The organism is Halomonas sp. TD01, from assembly GCF_923868895.1.
GTDB lineage: Bacteria > Pseudomonadota > Gammaproteobacteria > Pseudomonadales > Halomonadaceae > Vreelandella.
Map to the genome: position 1 here is coordinate 106,462 of NZ_OV350343.1, position 13,705 is coordinate 120,166.

Below are 13,705 nucleotides of genomic sequence, written 5' to 3' on the forward strand. Positions count from 1 at the left end.
ATACCTAGCGCTTAGGCTAATTGACAAAATGTCGCACACTTCTATAGTAGGCGAGCCTTTTCGCCGGCGCGGTATGCGAAACAACGACATTACGTCCCAAACCGAATTCGAAAGGAGGCCAGCATGGCTGACAGGAAAGCGACATTGACGGTAGACGGTCTAGAAAAACCGATCGAACTACCCATGTATTCCGGCACACTTGGCCCCGACGTCATCGACGTACGCGGCTTGGGTGCTGAAGGCCTGTTTACCTACGATCCCGGCTTCATGGCCACCTCTTCCTGCCAGTCCGCCATCACTTATATTGATGGCGGCAAGGGCGTGCTGCTACACCGCGGCTACCCTATTGACCAACTGGCCAAAGAGTCTAATTTTGTCGAGGTATGCTACACCCTGTTATTCGGTGAGCTACCCAACGATGAACAGTATGCAGATTTCGAGTCGCGCATTCGTAACCACACCATGGTGCACGACCAAATCAACAACTTCTTCAAAGGGTTCCGTCGCGATGCGCACCCAATGTCCATCCTGTGTGGTGTCGTTGGCGGCCTAGCTGCTTTCTACCATGACCACATGGACATTACCCAAGAAGAAGACCGCGTGATCAGCGCTATTCGTCTCATTGCAAAAATGCCTACCCTGGCCGCAATGTCGCATAAATATAACGTTGGCCAGCCGTTCAACTACCCCCGCAACGACCTGAGCTATGCAGAGAACTTCCTCTACATGATGTTCAGCAACCCGTGCGAAGAGTACAAAATCAATCCGGTGTACGCGAAAGCCATGGACCGCATCTTTATGCTGCACGCGGATCATGAGCAAAACGCCTCTACCTCTACAGTACGCTTAGCTGGCTCAACCGGCGCCAACCCATTTGCCTGTATCAGTGCAGGTATTGCAGCACTTTGGGGCCCAGCACACGGCGGTGCCAACGAAGCTGTACTGAATATGCTTGACGAAATTGGCGACGACTCTGAAGAAAACATTCAGCGCTTTGTCGACAAAGCAAAAGACAAGGATGACCCCTTCAAGCTGATGGGCTTTGGTCACCGCGTTTATCGCAACTTTGACCCGCGCGCCAAAGTAATGAAAGAGACCTGCGACGAAGTACTGGCTGAGCTTGGCTTAGCCGACGACCCGCAGCTCAAAATCGCCAAGCGCCTTGAGCAAATTGCCCTGGAAGATGAGTACTTCATCGAACGTAAGCTTTATCCAAACGTCGACTTCTACTCTGGCATCATTCTCAAAGCCATGGGCATTCCGACCAATATGTTTACCGTCATTTTCGCGGTATCTCGCACCATTGGCTGGATCTCTCACTGGCATGAAATGCTCAGCGAAAGCTACAAAATTGGCCGCCCGCGCCAGCTGTATATCGGCCACGATATGCGCGACTATCCTAAAAAATAACGCCGCGGTAACAACGCAGCGTCACTAGGATAATAAAAGGCCACCCACGGGTGGCCTTTTGCTTATCGTAAATTCACTTCTCTCTATTGTTCCTCACACACAAACCACTCCCCCACACAAATAAGGTGCTCTATGCGAACCATTACTACTGTTGCCTTTATTGGCCTGGGCGTTATGGGTTATCCCATGGCAGGTCACCTCGCCAAACAAGGCCTGACAACGCGCGTGTACAACCGCACAAGCAGCAAAGCGGATGCCTGGGCAAAAGAGCATGGCGGCACCGCCCATGCCACACCCAAGGAAGCCGCCGACGGCGCGGATCTTGTTTTGATATGCGTAGGCAATGACGACGACGTCAGACAAGTAACTACCGGCACCGACGGCGTATTGAGCAGCATGGCAGCCGACACCTACCTCATCGACCACACCACCGCCTCTGCAGACCTAGCCCTGGAGCTAGACACCATCTGCCGCAAGCAAGGCGTGGCCTTTCTAGATGCCCCCGTTTCTGGCGGGCAGCAAGGGGCAGAAAATGGCGCACTGACGATTATGTGCGGTGGAGAACAGGCACACTTTGACGCTGTACAACCCATCCTTGATCACTATGCTCGCGCCGTCACTCTGATGGGCAGTGCTAGCAGTGGCCAGCTTACCAAAATGGTTAACCAGATTTGTATTGCTGGCTTGGTACAAGGTCTTGCCGAAGGCTTGCACTTCGCTGAACAAGCAGGGCTGGACCAACAACAGGTGATCGATGTGGTGTCTAAAGGCGCGGCAGGCTCATGGCAGATGGAAAACCGCCACAAAACGATGATAGCCAATGAGTATAACCATGGCTTTGCAGTGGACTGGATGCGCAAGGATTTAGGGATTTGTTTAGAGCAGGCTCGCCGATTGAGCGCCACACTACCCGTGACCGCCCTTGTCGACCAATTTTATGCTGATGTGCAACGTATGAAGGGTGGACGTTGGGACACTTCGTCGCTATTAAAGCGCTTACAAAAGCCAGAATAACGCTTGACTTTTAAGCGCCTCGATCTTGAAAAGGGTTTTCCACACTATCTGTGGATAACCCTGTTCACAACCACTACAAAACGTCCCACAATCGCCATGAACAGTGACCCAGCCTTAAATTGGTCATTTTTTAACCTAATATAACTTATTGATTTAAAAGAGATAATTCTAAATCACTGATTTTTTGAGACAACAACCCAGGGTTGTGCACAACCCCTTTCACAAACTTGCAAAAGTGGACAAGTCAAGCACAAAATCGTCCAAAAACGATTGAAATGGGAATGATTTCAGCCAGTGATTACAATGACGGGAACGCAAAAACTGACAAATGAGTCGCCTCATTGCCTTTAGTTAAAATGCGTATTTTGAGAAATGTTTGCCGACAATAAATCTGCAAATAAATTTCGAGGAAGTAGGAGATGGCGTCCCATAGGGGGTTCGAACCCCTGTTACCGCCGTGAAAGGGCGGTGTCCTAGACCACTAGACGAATGGGACGTAATTAACCTAAAAAATACGGCCTTGAGGTACTATATTGAAAACTCGTATTGAAAATTGACAATCAGAATTTTCGATATTGGTGGAGCCTAGCGGGATCGAACCGCTGACCTCAACACTGCCAGTGTTGCGCTCTCCCAGCTGAGCTAAGGCCCCACATGTCTCGAAGACGGAGCGTATGTTACTGATTCCGCCCGCCTTCGTCAAGGCTTTCAAACACCGGAAACGCCAAATTCCGTGATTAATATGAAAGTGGCGCTTCCCAACACTGATCAAAGACACTAATCAAGCACACTTATCGAATCCACTTATTAAGGACATCTGTAGTGCGCTCACAGTGTCGCGGTCAAGACATCAGAGATCGCGAAACTCTTTCTCAAAGCGTTTTGCTTGCTTCTTGGAGACACCGCCTAGCACTTCAATGGCACTACGTAACCGTGCCCGCGTAACGTCGGAACCCAAGATCGCCATGGCATCCATCACTGAGGTACTCGACGTACTACCCGTAATGGCAATAAAGACCGGGGCTAGGAAGGCCTTCATTTTAATGTCAAAGTGTTCAGCAAGCACTTTAACCTCAGCTAAGAGCGCCTCTTTTGACCAAGCAGGTACGGCTTCAAAACGCCACACCAAGAACTGCAGCAGCTTAACCAGCTCTTCTTTCTCAAGCTTCACGCTATCAAAGTCATCTTCCGTCAGCGCAGGCAGCCCAGAGAAAAAGTGTCCCGCCAGCGGTATTACCTGGGAAAGCGTTTCAACACGAGGACGCACCTGAGGAAGTATTTGCTTCACATACTCCTCATTGAACGCCCACTCTCGAAGCGCCTGAAGTAGCGCATCGTCGTCTAAGTCTTCACGAATATAGACGCCGTTCAGCCAGGTCAGTTTTTCCAAATCAAACACTGGCCCGCCTAACGATACCCGCTGAATATCAAACTCAGCCATCATATCTGGCAGGCTAAACTTCTCCCGCTCGTCAGGCATCGACCAACCCATACGGCCCAAGTAGTTAGTGACCGCCTGAGGCAAGAACCCCATTCGACGGTAGTAGTTAATCGACGTCGGGTTTTTACGCTTGGAGAGCTTGGACTTATCGGGATTACGCAACAACGGCATATGGCAAAGCTGCGGCATTTCCCACCCGAAATACTCATACAGCAACTGATGCTTCGGCGCTGAGTTAATCCACTCTTCGCCACGCAGCACGTGGGTGATTTTCATCAGGTGATCATCAACCACGTTCGCCAGGTGATAAGTAGGCATGCCATCCGACTTCAGCAGAATTTGTGCATCTACTTGTGCCCACTCCACTTCGATTGTGCCGCGCAGCATATCGTTAACTACACAAACACCTGTACTTGGCACCTTCATGCGAACGACATAAGGCCAGCCTTCTTGCTCACGGCGGGCTTGTTCATCAGAGTCCAGCGCCAAGTCAACCGGTTTCAAGGCCAAGTGCATACCGGCCGCTTTGCGAGCTTCCCGCAATTCATCCAATTCTTCACTGGTGCGGTAACACTTAAAGGCATGCCCCGCATCTATAAGCTGCTGGGCGTACTGGGCGTAGATATCGCCACGCTCGCTTTGCCGATACGGGCCATGAGGGCCGCCCACATCAGGGCCTTCATCCCACTCCAGACCAAGCCAACGCAAAGAATCTAAAATCATCTGTTCTGATTCAGCAGTAGACCGAACCCGATCGGTGTCTTCAATGCGCAGAATGAACTGGCCACCATGCTGGCGCGCAAAACAGAGATTAAACAGCGCAATATAGGCAGTACCTACATGCGGATCACCCGTCGGAGAAGGCGCGATACGAGTACGAACGGTCATCAAGATGTCCTTTTGGCAATAGAGCGTCACGGCATTATACGCACCCTTAAGGCAACCAGCAGCACCTTGCAGGGAACGAGTTTGACTTAAAAGCGTCTGATCAAAGGCTGAAGGCTCACTGATAGGAAGATGCGCGTTAAAGCACAATCGCTTAGTATGGCGCAGCACCTAAGATTCGTGTTCATACTTGAGAACGCCTCGCGATTTTTGGTATGCACAGAGCGCCGCCGAATAGGGTGGAAGTACATTCAACGAGCCTGTTTGGCTCATCGATAGGAAAACGAAATGGAATCGCTAGGCTCACGTATAAAGCAACTGCGGCTTAGGGCCAAGCTCAACAAAGCTGCCCTCGCACGTAAAGTAGGCGTATCAGATGTCACCATTTCTTATTGGGAATCCGGTGCTATCAAACAAATCGGCCATGAACGCCTTGTTGCGCTCGCCGACGCCCTTGATTGCTCTTTGGCAACGCTACTAGAAGGTGACAGCGCACCTCCTCTGTTGACCCTGACGCATACTGGCCCCCTCCCCTGGGAACAGGTTCAGGCAACCACCATGACGGTGCCGCATCACCTGCCGCTAAAGATTGACTGGAAAGCACCCTGTGTAATGGCAACTCCCGGCCAAGAAACGGACTTCTCACCGGTGTCAGCAGGCGACTTAGTGCTATTGGGCCCTACCCATGTGTTTCACAAAACTGGCCATTACCTGATCCAGAGTGAACAAGGTTATGTTATTGAGCACTTTGCTAAAGCGCCCAGTGACACCACCATACATGCGGTACTACTAGCACACTGGTCTCCTGCCTAAAGCATCTTTATCTCCCCACGTCCTACATTTCTTCAACCACGTCCACCTGATCGCGCGTACGTCTTGGTTCACTGCCCACTAAGAAACTGCGCGAGTAGGTGGCAACCTGCCCTAGTCCATGGCGAGTCTGGCTAACCAGCTCGCCAGCTAGGTACTCCCCTTCATTGCCAATGCGCGCCTGTACCGCTCTTGGCTGCACAGAAGCTTCTGAAAGCTGAACGCTCACAATATACCTTCCATCAGGTAAACCACTACCAGAGCCAAAGGGGCCTGCATTAAACCGCCCTTGCGAGACACTGGTACGCTCTTGCCAGCGCACGCGGCTTATCTCACGCTCAATGGTTACCTGAATAAGAGCGTCGTCCGGCAGGTTGGTTTCGCCTTCTACCATTAAACGACGATCAGAGCGCAAAGAGGCCGTTGTCGAAATGGCCACGATGAGAGGATCGACCATCTCTTTTGGCTCGGCGCTTTCCTGAGGGCTAGGCGTTTCAACGACCGGTTCAGACGGCACAGAGGTCGGCTCCTCCTCCTGACCACCACAGCCAGCCAGTAGCAACATACTCGCGAACACTAAACTGATACCACCTAGCGTCTTATGCATAGAGACTCCTCAACAACGAAATATCAGCTTACCACTGCCTAGCCCTCATCACATTGAATTAGACCGCGAAATAAGCAAAGTGCTGCAGGGCTCATAAGACTTATACAAAAACTAAACGTTAATAGCACGGCAAACGAAAATACCCGGCAATTTCGTCGCGAATTTGCCTGAGGCCGTGGTCGATATCGACCTCACCCTGTACCTAGGTAAAAACCACAAGATCAACGCTACCCTGTTGCCTACTGGCTTCAACCGAAATAACCACCAGCATGGCACCTTGTGCGGCGGATACCCCTTGCGCTGTTCACTTAAAGTGTCAGACTATAGCCATGTACAACAAAGTAAAACACTCCAAAAGACACCATATTCAAGCCGCTATATTTCACACCTAGCGCTACGCTGGGGGGTAGATCATGACCGCATTCACTAACATCGGGCTTTACAGCCCCAAGCAAGCAGAGCGCCTGATTGGCGTAGAAGCGGATAAGATTCGCCGCTGGCTCATGCCTGCGCGGTCGACCAAGGGGCCACTCTGGGAACCCGAACCCCAAGCGTTAGGCGCAGAAGACACCCTCAGCTTTAAAGACTTGCTGGAACTCCGTGCCGTGGCTAAATTCCGTAGCCACAATGTGAGCTTATCGGTCATCCGTGAAGCATTGCATGCGCTCAGCGAGTTACTACAGCGGGATTACCCACTCATCAATCCCCAGCTGTGTACCGATGGCCAAAAGGTATTCCTGAAGGCACTGGAAGAAAACGGCGAAACAGCAGTGATTGACTTGGTTAAGCGCCAAAACGCATTTGAAGATGTGATAGTTCCCTCACTAAGGGCAGGCATCGAATTCAATGCGGAGGGAGATCCTGTGCGCTGGCATCCAGATCCCGAAGACCCGAGCATCGTGATCGACCCACGCTTTGCCTTCGGCAAGCCCATCGTGCTACCTAGCCACATGCCCACCAGCACACTGGCCCAAGCAGCCGAAGTAGAAGGCAGCGCAGAAGATGCAGCCCGTGCGTATGATGTGACGCAAGAGGAAGTAGAGCGTGCCGTAAAATTCGAAGAAAGGATTTTATCGGGTGCACTTCTTCATTGACGAAAATATCAGCCCTCACATTGCCAACGCACTTAACCATCTAGCAAAACTCTGCAGTGAGAATCACACCGTCATACATGCCCGAGACGTCAACGGCGGCCCTGGCATGACGGATGAAGCATGGCTAGAACAGCTCAAGCAATCCGACAAAAGCTGGGTGATTATCTCCAAAGATCGCTTCAAAAAAGGTGACCCGGAAAGGCTGGCCTTTGAGAACTGTGGAATTACCACGATCAACCTGGGTAACGACTGGAAAAGGGTCAAAGCGTGGGAAACCGCTGTGCGCCTAATCGAATGGTGGCCTACCATATCAAGAGAAGTCTTAGACACCCCAGGCTCAAGGCATTACGACCTGCCTTGCAAGAAGCCCGCTAAACTCAAAGGCCGTAAAAAAGGCGCTAATTAGCGACAAAACAGCTCTTCACTGCTTCTATCGTCAATGCATGGTCTGAACTATGCCCCAAACCCTCAAAGCGACCCCCTGTCTGGTCTCAATAGCTGTAATTCTGAATTCAACTAATAAGTGCAACACCTGCGGTTTCTAGTGCCTTTGAGCATCATCCTAAGAACACCTTGGCCAACTTGAGTTATCCATGCACTTGCTTTGTACTCAAACCCGCTTTTTGCGTACAATCGCTCGCCAACGACTCCCCCGCTGCTAAGCAATTACGACAGGCTTATACCGCATCAAATGATGCAAGTGATTGATATGACTAAAGCAAGCCCAGCAGACGCTGCTCGTCTATTTTCTGTGGCCCCCATGATGGATTGGACTACCCGCGATTATCGCGCGTTTGCACGCACGTTAACCAAACGAACATTGCTGTACACCGAGATGGTGACCACCGGTGCGATTTTGCATGGAACGCCCCGTGAGCGCTTCTTAGGTTATAGCGATGTAGAGCATCCGATTGCGTTGCAACTGGGTGGCAGCGATGCGGGAGAGCTGGCCGAGTGTGCAGCCATTGCCGAGGCGTGGGGTTACGACGAGGTCAATCTGAATGTCGGCTGCCCCAGCGACCGAGTGCAGAACAATATGATTGGCGCTTGTTTGATGGGCTACCCTGAAAAAGTGGCGACGGCGGTTAAGGCTATGCAAGCGGCAGTGTCAATTCCGGTCACGGTGAAGTGCCGTATCGGGATTGACGATCAGGATGAAGATGCTGACTTGGCGCGGTTTATTGAGATCGTGGCGAATGTAGGTTGCAACATCTTTACCGTTCACGCGCGCAAAGCGTGGCTGCAGGGTTTGTCGCCTAAGCAAAACCGGGATGTACCGCCCCTTAACTACCCCCGTGTGCATCGCCTGAAGCAAAGCCATCCAGAGCTGCATATTGGCATTAATGGGGGGATCAAAACCCTTGCCGAGTGCAAAGCCCAACTTGAGCACGTAGACAGCGTGATGGTGGGCCGCGAGGCATACCAAAACCCGTGGCTACTCGCCGGGGTGGATGAGCAGCTGTTTGGTGAAGCGGGGCCTGCACGCACGCGCCTGGAAGCGGCTAACGCATTTCGCCCTTATATTCAGCAGCGGCTGGATGAAGGGGCCAAGCTGAATCACATTACCCGCCATTTGCTGGGGTTATTTCAGGGCTGTCCCGGTGGCAGGCGTTTCCGTCGCCACCTGTCTGAACACGCGCACAAAGAGGATGCGGGCCTGCGGCTTTTCGATGAAGCGCTTAGCTTAGTTCGCGAACCCGAAACAGAGATCTAGGAAGCACTACAGCCCGCGTCCTAGTTGGACTGCGGGCTGCCGTTAGCTACAGTCGAAACTAGCCTAGCGGCTTGAGTGCGTTAGCCGCAAAAACGCACCGCTATGGATTGCGAACGCCCTGCTCAATCCGCTCGCCGACCTCTTGATCAATATTGCGCCAGTACTCAAAAGCACGTGCTAATACAGGCTCGGTAACGCCACCGGATAAGTGTCCTACCACATTCGACACTAAGCGATCACGCTGGGCATCATCCATGACTTCACGCACTAACGCATGGGCTTGGCTCCAGTCGTCATCGTCTTTTCTGAGCGTATAGGCCGCACGTACAAACTTTCCGTCTGTCGACCACACCGCATCTTCTGGGTAACGCTGAGCATCGGCTTTCGGCCCGCCTTTGCTATTGGGCGTATACACAGGATCGGTGGCGTGCCGAATACGCATCGCGCCACCTTGGCTATAGCTGTGCACGGGGCATTTTGGGGTATTCACTGGGATATGCTTGTAGTTCACACCCAAGCGGGCACGGTGAGCGTCAGCATAAGAGATAGAGCGTGCCAATAGCATTTTGTCCGGTGATAATCCGGTCCCCGGCACCATGTTATTAGGTTCAAACGCGGCTTGCTCAATTTCGCTATGAAAATCCGTGGGATTACGGTCGAGCGTCAGCTTACCAACTTCGATTAACGGGTAGTCTTTATGGGACCACACTTTGGTCAAGTCAAAAGGATTCACTCGGTAGGTCTTGGCATCATCAAACGGCATAATCTGCATGTTGAGCGTCCACGTAGGATAGTCGCCCCGCTTAATGGCCTCGAACAAGTCACGACGATGATAATCAGCATCACTGCCGGCCATCTGATCGGCCTGCTCTTGGGTCATGCATTTAATCTCTTGATCAGTTTTGAAGTGATACTTCACCCAAAACCGTTCTCCTTCAGCATTTACCCACATATAGGTGTGACTGGAGTAACCGTTCATGTGCCGCCACGTGGCTGGCACGCCTCGATCGCCCATCAACCATGCCACTTGGTGAGCTGACTCAGGTGCCAATGTCCAAAAATCCCACTGCATATCGTGGTCACGCAGGCCATTATCCGCTCGGCGTTTTTGCGAGTGAATAAAGTGTTGGAATTTCATCGGGTCGCGAACAAAAAACACGGGGGTATTGTTACCCACCATGTCGAAGTTGCCTTCTTCGGTATAAAACTTAATCGAGAAACCGCGGGGGTCGCGCCATGTGTCAGGGCTGCCGCTCTCCCCGGCGACGGTCGAAAAGCGAATCAGCACGTCGGTCTTAGTGCCCGGTTGTAGAAACTTGGCTTTGGTATAATGGCTAACATCGTGGGTTACTTCAAAATGCCCAAAGGCACCACTCCCCTTTGCATGAGGTTGTCGGTCAGGAATCATCTCACGGTTAAACGCCGCCATTTGCTCCATCAAATAGTGATCGTGCATAACAATGGGGCCATCAGGCCCTACTGATAGGGCATGCTCGTCGCTTGAAACCGGAATACCTGACTCATTCGTAGTGGGATGCTGGCTATCACTGCTCATAACACTTCCTCCTTGTCACATTCGACATGGCACGATCCGTACCACTGGAAAAAGGCCACCTTTAACAGGCTATATTAATCTAAGCTAAAGCGGCCACCCCACAGGTATAGCCAACTCACGTGCATCACGCCATCTGTGACTCGGTCTCTTTCGCTATTAAGCAAATAGTTTTTAGCTATAATTTTTTAATGAAAAGCCTTTAACAATAATTTTCAACAACGGCTTGTGAGCAGATGTTCAAAGGTCTCTTTGTAGAGCACCCTTAGTAACAGTGCTCATCACCGTACCAAGTACCAAGTACCAAGTACCAAGTACCAAAGCCGAGTATCAATACATCGCATCAGGCTGAGGCGTTAGGCTTGATTGAAAATTTTCAATCGCCGTCTCAGCTTCTTCAATCTCATCAAAACGGGCAATGTGATAAAGCGCTTCACCTTCGTTCGCTAGTGGCAGGCGGCTCATACCAATAACAATGCCGTCGGCCATAGAAAGCACTTCACCTTCATCATTGCCGAAGGGGTCTGCCACTTTACCGAGCACCTCGCCTTTTGCTACCCGGGCGCCCAGGCGCACCTTGGGGCGCAAGATGCCATCGATAGGTGCCCTCGCCCAGCTAGAGCCATTGGCAAGTTCTGCTGGCATCGGTGAGCGGCGGCGCTGTTCGCCCGCCAGCATGCCTAAGCGGCGCATCACGCGTAAAACGCCACGCACGCCGGGGGCAATTGCCCACTCATCAAAACGTAGCGCCTCACCGGCTTCATAGGTAAGCACCGGAATTCCGCGATTTTGGGCATAGTGGCGCAGGCTACCTTCGCGAAGCTCTGCATTGAGCACAACGGGAGCACCAAACGCATCAGCCATGCGCTCAGTTTCACTGCCAGGCTGCAACTGAGCACGAATTTGCGGAAGGTTGGTACGGTGAATAGCACCGGTATGCAAATCGATAATATGCGTGGCGTGATCGACAATTTCATCGCGGAATAGCGCCGCAATGCGCCCACCTAACGAGCCCTTTTCACTGCCCGGAAAACAGCGATTCAAATCGCGGCGGTCAGGTAAATAACGCGTTTGCTGCAAAAAACCGAAGACATTCACCACAGGCACAGCAATTAACGTGCCACGCAAGCTATTGATTGCTTTGGAACGCAGCAGGCGACGAACAATCTCTACCCCATTAATTTCATCGCCGTGAATCCCACCGCACACCAGCATAACCGGGCCATCTTTACGCCCATGCACAACTTCAACCGGAATATGCAGCTGCGTATGGGTATATAGGCGTGCCACAGGCACATCAATTTGTAAGCGTTGGCCTGGCATTACAGTGTGCCCTGCCAGGGTAAAAGGTGCTCGCGCCATGCTGAAATTCCTATAGCGTGCGTAATGACGGTTTCGTTTCGAAACGGCGTTTCTAAATAAATCTTATACGCTTTTTACCGACAAATAACGAATTTGTTAACCCACGTTATGAGCTAAAGCAATTAACCATACAGTTTTGAATGTAAAAAGTGGTGCACATAAGATAAAATGGACTTATCACGTGTCGATTACTGAGGTTACGTTTTTATATGGCAAGAAAAACCAAAGCGGAGGCTGCTGCAACTCGCGAAGCGCTGTTGGATGCGGCCGAAGAGGTGTTTTTCGCAAAAGGCGTAGCTCGCACATCGCTGGAGCAAATTGCTCGTCATGCTGACCTAACGCGCGGTGCTGTATATTGGCATTTTAAAAATAAAGGCGATCTTTTTATGGCGCTGGTGGAGCGTGTGCGTATGCCCTTCCAGTCGTTGATGGAAGAGGTCAACAATGCTGACCCAACCGTCTCGCCCCTGGTAGCCATACAGCTTGCATGCCATGCCGGACTCAATCGCCTAGAGCAGCCTTCACATCAACGCATTTTATCGATTTTGCTGCATCGCTGTGAATTCTTTAGCGATATCAATCCGATTCAGATGCAAGATGAGATCGCAGACGAGTGTTTCGATGAAATGCTGTTGGTATTTCAATTGGCCAAGCAGCAGCAGTTGCTACGCGATGATCTAACCCCCGAAGTGGCAACGCGGCTTATGCAGGCGGCGCTGGGTGGCTTATTTCACGATTGGTTGCGAAATCCAGAATCTTTTTCACTGCGCGAACGCGGCGGTGAACTCATCGATAGCTTGATCACCATGATGAAGCGCTAACCATCTCGCTGCATTGCAGCAATACACCTATACTGAGCGGATTGTCAGCATAGGATTATTTTATGGATGCATTGGAATTTGTTCGTATCCGCGAACTTGATATCGCTGTGCGCATTTGGAATCCCGACGCACCCCGCACGCTAGTTGCATGGCATGGCCTTGCTCGCCACGGCGGTGATTTCGAAGCGTTGGCCCACCAGTTGGGCAGCGAATGGCGTATTCTTGCGCCAGATACGCCCGGGCGCGGCCTTTCAAGTTGGTCACTGTTTCCTGCCCACGACTATCTCTACAGCCACTACATGACCGTGGCGATAGGCGTGCTAGATCATTTTCAATTAAAACAGGTCGACTGGCTGGGCACCTCCATGGGTGGGCTATTGGGCATGCTACTCGCTGCCGATAAAACGCATCGACATCGGATTTCTAGGCTTATCCTGAACGATGTTGGGCCTGAACTGAATAAAGATGGCCTAATCGCGCTCTCCGGTTACTTCAGCCTAACCCACCGTTTTACGAACTTTGCAGACCTACAAAAAGAGCTGACACAGCACTACGCAAGCTTTGGGATTACCAATGATGCTGAATGGCGAGCGCTGGCATTGGGAAGCGCACGGCGACTACCTGATGGTAGCTGGACCTATCACTTCGACCCCCGTATTGGTGAGCAATTCATCCATGACACACCGCGAGACACATGGGCAGATTGGGCGAACATCCATTGCCCTGTGATGGTGATTCGAGGTGCCGAATCAGCGCTACTGGATGCCGAAACGCTGCCACGTATGAAAGAGGTGCAACCCGGCTTAGTTACTTTCACAGCCCCAGGCTGTGGCCATGCTCCTATGCTCAATCATTCCGAACAAGTAACACCCCTTCGTCAGTTTCTCGACACGCCACTAAGCGCTTTCCCCCACAGCAACCCAACAAGCGCCTCCTCTACTTCGCACCCTATTGGCCAGTGGTTCATTAAGCAGTGGCGGCGCCTATTTGGCTAG

General features: G+C 51.6%; 12 protein-coding genes and 2 tRNA genes. 8 read left to right on the plus strand and 6 right to left on the minus strand.

Annotated elements, in window-relative coordinates:
- Window positions 1-123: 123 nt before the first annotated feature.
- Together gltA and L1X57_RS00515 are read left to right on the plus strand one after the other, a co-directional pair.
- Complete coding sequence (gltA, locus tag L1X57_RS00510) at window positions 124-1,410, plus strand: citrate synthase (RefSeq protein ID WP_009722509.1); 1,287 nt, start codon at window positions 124-126, stop codon at window positions 1,408-1,410.
- 132 nt (window positions 1,411-1,542) lie between these two features.
- Window positions 1,543-2,424: an NAD(P)-dependent oxidoreductase gene (locus L1X57_RS00515; protein WP_009722508.1), complete on the plus strand. Its 882-nt coding sequence runs from the start codon at window positions 1,543-1,545 to the stop codon at window positions 2,422-2,424.
- Window positions 2,425-2,844: 420 nt separating this feature from the next.
- Here L1X57_RS00515 and L1X57_RS00520 read toward each other — a convergent pair.
- From L1X57_RS00520 to gltX, 3 genes are all read right to left on the minus strand, one after another.
- Window positions 2,845-2,920, minus strand: a tRNA-Glu gene (locus L1X57_RS00520).
- Between the two features lie 80 nt (window positions 2,921-3,000).
- A tRNA-Ala gene (locus L1X57_RS00525) sits at window positions 3,001-3,076 on the minus strand.
- A 198-nt stretch (window positions 3,077-3,274) separates the two neighbouring features.
- Window positions 3,275-4,753, minus strand: a complete 1,479-nt coding sequence (gltX, locus tag L1X57_RS00530; protein WP_009722507.1) for a glutamate--tRNA ligase — start codon at window positions 4,751-4,753, stop codon at window positions 3,275-3,277.
- 285 nt (window positions 4,754-5,038) lie between these two features.
- Between gltX and L1X57_RS00535 the strand changes: the two genes are divergently transcribed.
- A complete protein-coding gene (locus L1X57_RS00535; protein WP_009722506.1) occupies window positions 5,039-5,563 on the plus strand; it encodes a helix-turn-helix domain-containing protein in 525 nt (174 codons plus the stop codon).
- 22 nt (window positions 5,564-5,585) lie between these two features.
- On the opposite strand, the gene L1X57_RS00540 is transcribed toward L1X57_RS00535, so the two are convergent.
- Entirely contained in the window at window positions 5,586-6,167 is a 582-nt protein-coding gene (locus tag L1X57_RS00540) for a hypothetical protein (RefSeq protein ID WP_009722505.1), read from the minus strand.
- 413 nt (window positions 6,168-6,580) lie between these two features.
- Between L1X57_RS00540 and L1X57_RS00545 the strand changes: the two genes are divergently transcribed.
- The 3 genes from L1X57_RS00545 to dusA all read left to right on the plus strand — a co-directional run bounded on the left by L1X57_RS00545 (window position 6,581) and on the right by dusA (window position 8,975).
- Entirely contained in the window at window positions 6,581-7,261 is a 681-nt protein-coding gene (locus tag L1X57_RS00545; protein ID WP_009722504.1) for a helix-turn-helix domain-containing protein, read from the plus strand.
- Window positions 7,245-7,667, plus strand: coding sequence for a hypothetical protein (locus L1X57_RS00550; RefSeq protein ID WP_009722503.1), 423 nt, complete (start codon window positions 7,245-7,247; stop codon window positions 7,665-7,667). Before L1X57_RS00545 ends, L1X57_RS00550 begins: the two co-directional genes overlap by 17 nt.
- A 303-nt stretch (window positions 7,668-7,970) precedes the next feature.
- On the plus strand, window positions 7,971-8,975 hold the full coding sequence (dusA, locus tag L1X57_RS00555; RefSeq protein WP_039868747.1) for a tRNA dihydrouridine(20/20a) synthase DusA: 1,005 nt from the start codon (window positions 7,971-7,973) through the stop codon (window positions 8,973-8,975).
- 100 nt (window positions 8,976-9,075) lie between these two features.
- On the opposite strand, the gene L1X57_RS00560 is transcribed toward dusA, so the two are convergent.
- Together L1X57_RS00560 and L1X57_RS00565 are read right to left on the minus strand one after the other, a co-directional pair.
- A complete protein-coding gene (locus tag L1X57_RS00560) occupies window positions 9,076-10,530 on the minus strand; it encodes a catalase (RefSeq protein WP_009722501.1) in 1,455 nt (484 codons plus the stop codon).
- A 327-nt stretch (window positions 10,531-10,857) separates the two neighbouring features.
- Window positions 10,858-11,889, minus strand: a complete 1,032-nt coding sequence (locus L1X57_RS00565; protein WP_009722500.1) for a succinylglutamate desuccinylase/aspartoacylase family protein — start codon at window positions 11,887-11,889, stop codon at window positions 10,858-10,860.
- 209 nt (window positions 11,890-12,098) lie between these two features.
- Here L1X57_RS00565 and L1X57_RS00570 point away from each other — a divergent pair, with 209 nt between their 5' ends.
- Window positions 12,099-12,710, plus strand: a complete 612-nt coding sequence (locus L1X57_RS00570) for a TetR family transcriptional regulator (protein ID WP_009722499.1) — start codon at window positions 12,099-12,101, stop codon at window positions 12,708-12,710.
- A 62-nt stretch (window positions 12,711-12,772) separates the two neighbouring features.
- On the plus strand, window positions 12,773-13,705 hold the full coding sequence (locus tag L1X57_RS00575) for an alpha/beta fold hydrolase (protein ID WP_009722498.1): 933 nt from the start codon (window positions 12,773-12,775) through the stop codon (window positions 13,703-13,705).

Excerpts from the sequence above, each read along its gene's own strand:
- gltA (WP_009722509.1), top strand. The coding sequence starts at position 124 with ATGGCTGACAGGAAAGCGACATTGACGGTAGACGGTCTAGAAAAACCG.
- gltX (WP_009722507.1), bottom strand. The coding sequence starts at position 4,753 with ATGACCGTTCGTACTCGTATCGCGCCTTCTCCGACGGGTGATCCGCAT.
- L1X57_RS00545 (WP_009722504.1), top strand. The coding sequence starts at position 6,581 with ATGACCGCATTCACTAACATCGGGCTTTACAGCCCCAAGCAAGCAGAG.
- L1X57_RS00540 (WP_009722505.1), bottom strand. The coding sequence starts at position 6,167 with ATGCATAAGACGCTAGGTGGTATCAGTTTAGTGTTCGCGAGTATGTTG.
- L1X57_RS00565 (WP_009722500.1), bottom strand. The coding sequence starts at position 11,889 with ATGGCGCGAGCACCTTTTACCCTGGCAGGGCACACTGTAATGCCAGGC.
- L1X57_RS00575 (WP_009722498.1), top strand. The coding sequence starts at position 12,773 with ATGGATGCATTGGAATTTGTTCGTATCCGCGAACTTGATATCGCTGTG.
- dusA (WP_039868747.1), top strand. The coding sequence starts at position 7,971 with ATGACTAAAGCAAGCCCAGCAGACGCTGCTCGTCTATTTTCTGTGGCC.
- L1X57_RS00535 (WP_009722506.1), top strand. The coding sequence starts at position 5,039 with ATGGAATCGCTAGGCTCACGTATAAAGCAACTGCGGCTTAGGGCCAAG.
- L1X57_RS00515 (WP_009722508.1), top strand. The coding sequence starts at position 1,543 with ATGCGAACCATTACTACTGTTGCCTTTATTGGCCTGGGCGTTATGGGT.
- L1X57_RS00570 (WP_009722499.1), top strand. The coding sequence starts at position 12,099 with ATGGCAAGAAAAACCAAAGCGGAGGCTGCTGCAACTCGCGAAGCGCTG.
- L1X57_RS00560 (WP_009722501.1), bottom strand. The coding sequence starts at position 10,530 with ATGAGCAGTGATAGCCAGCATCCCACTACGAATGAGTCAGGTATTCCG.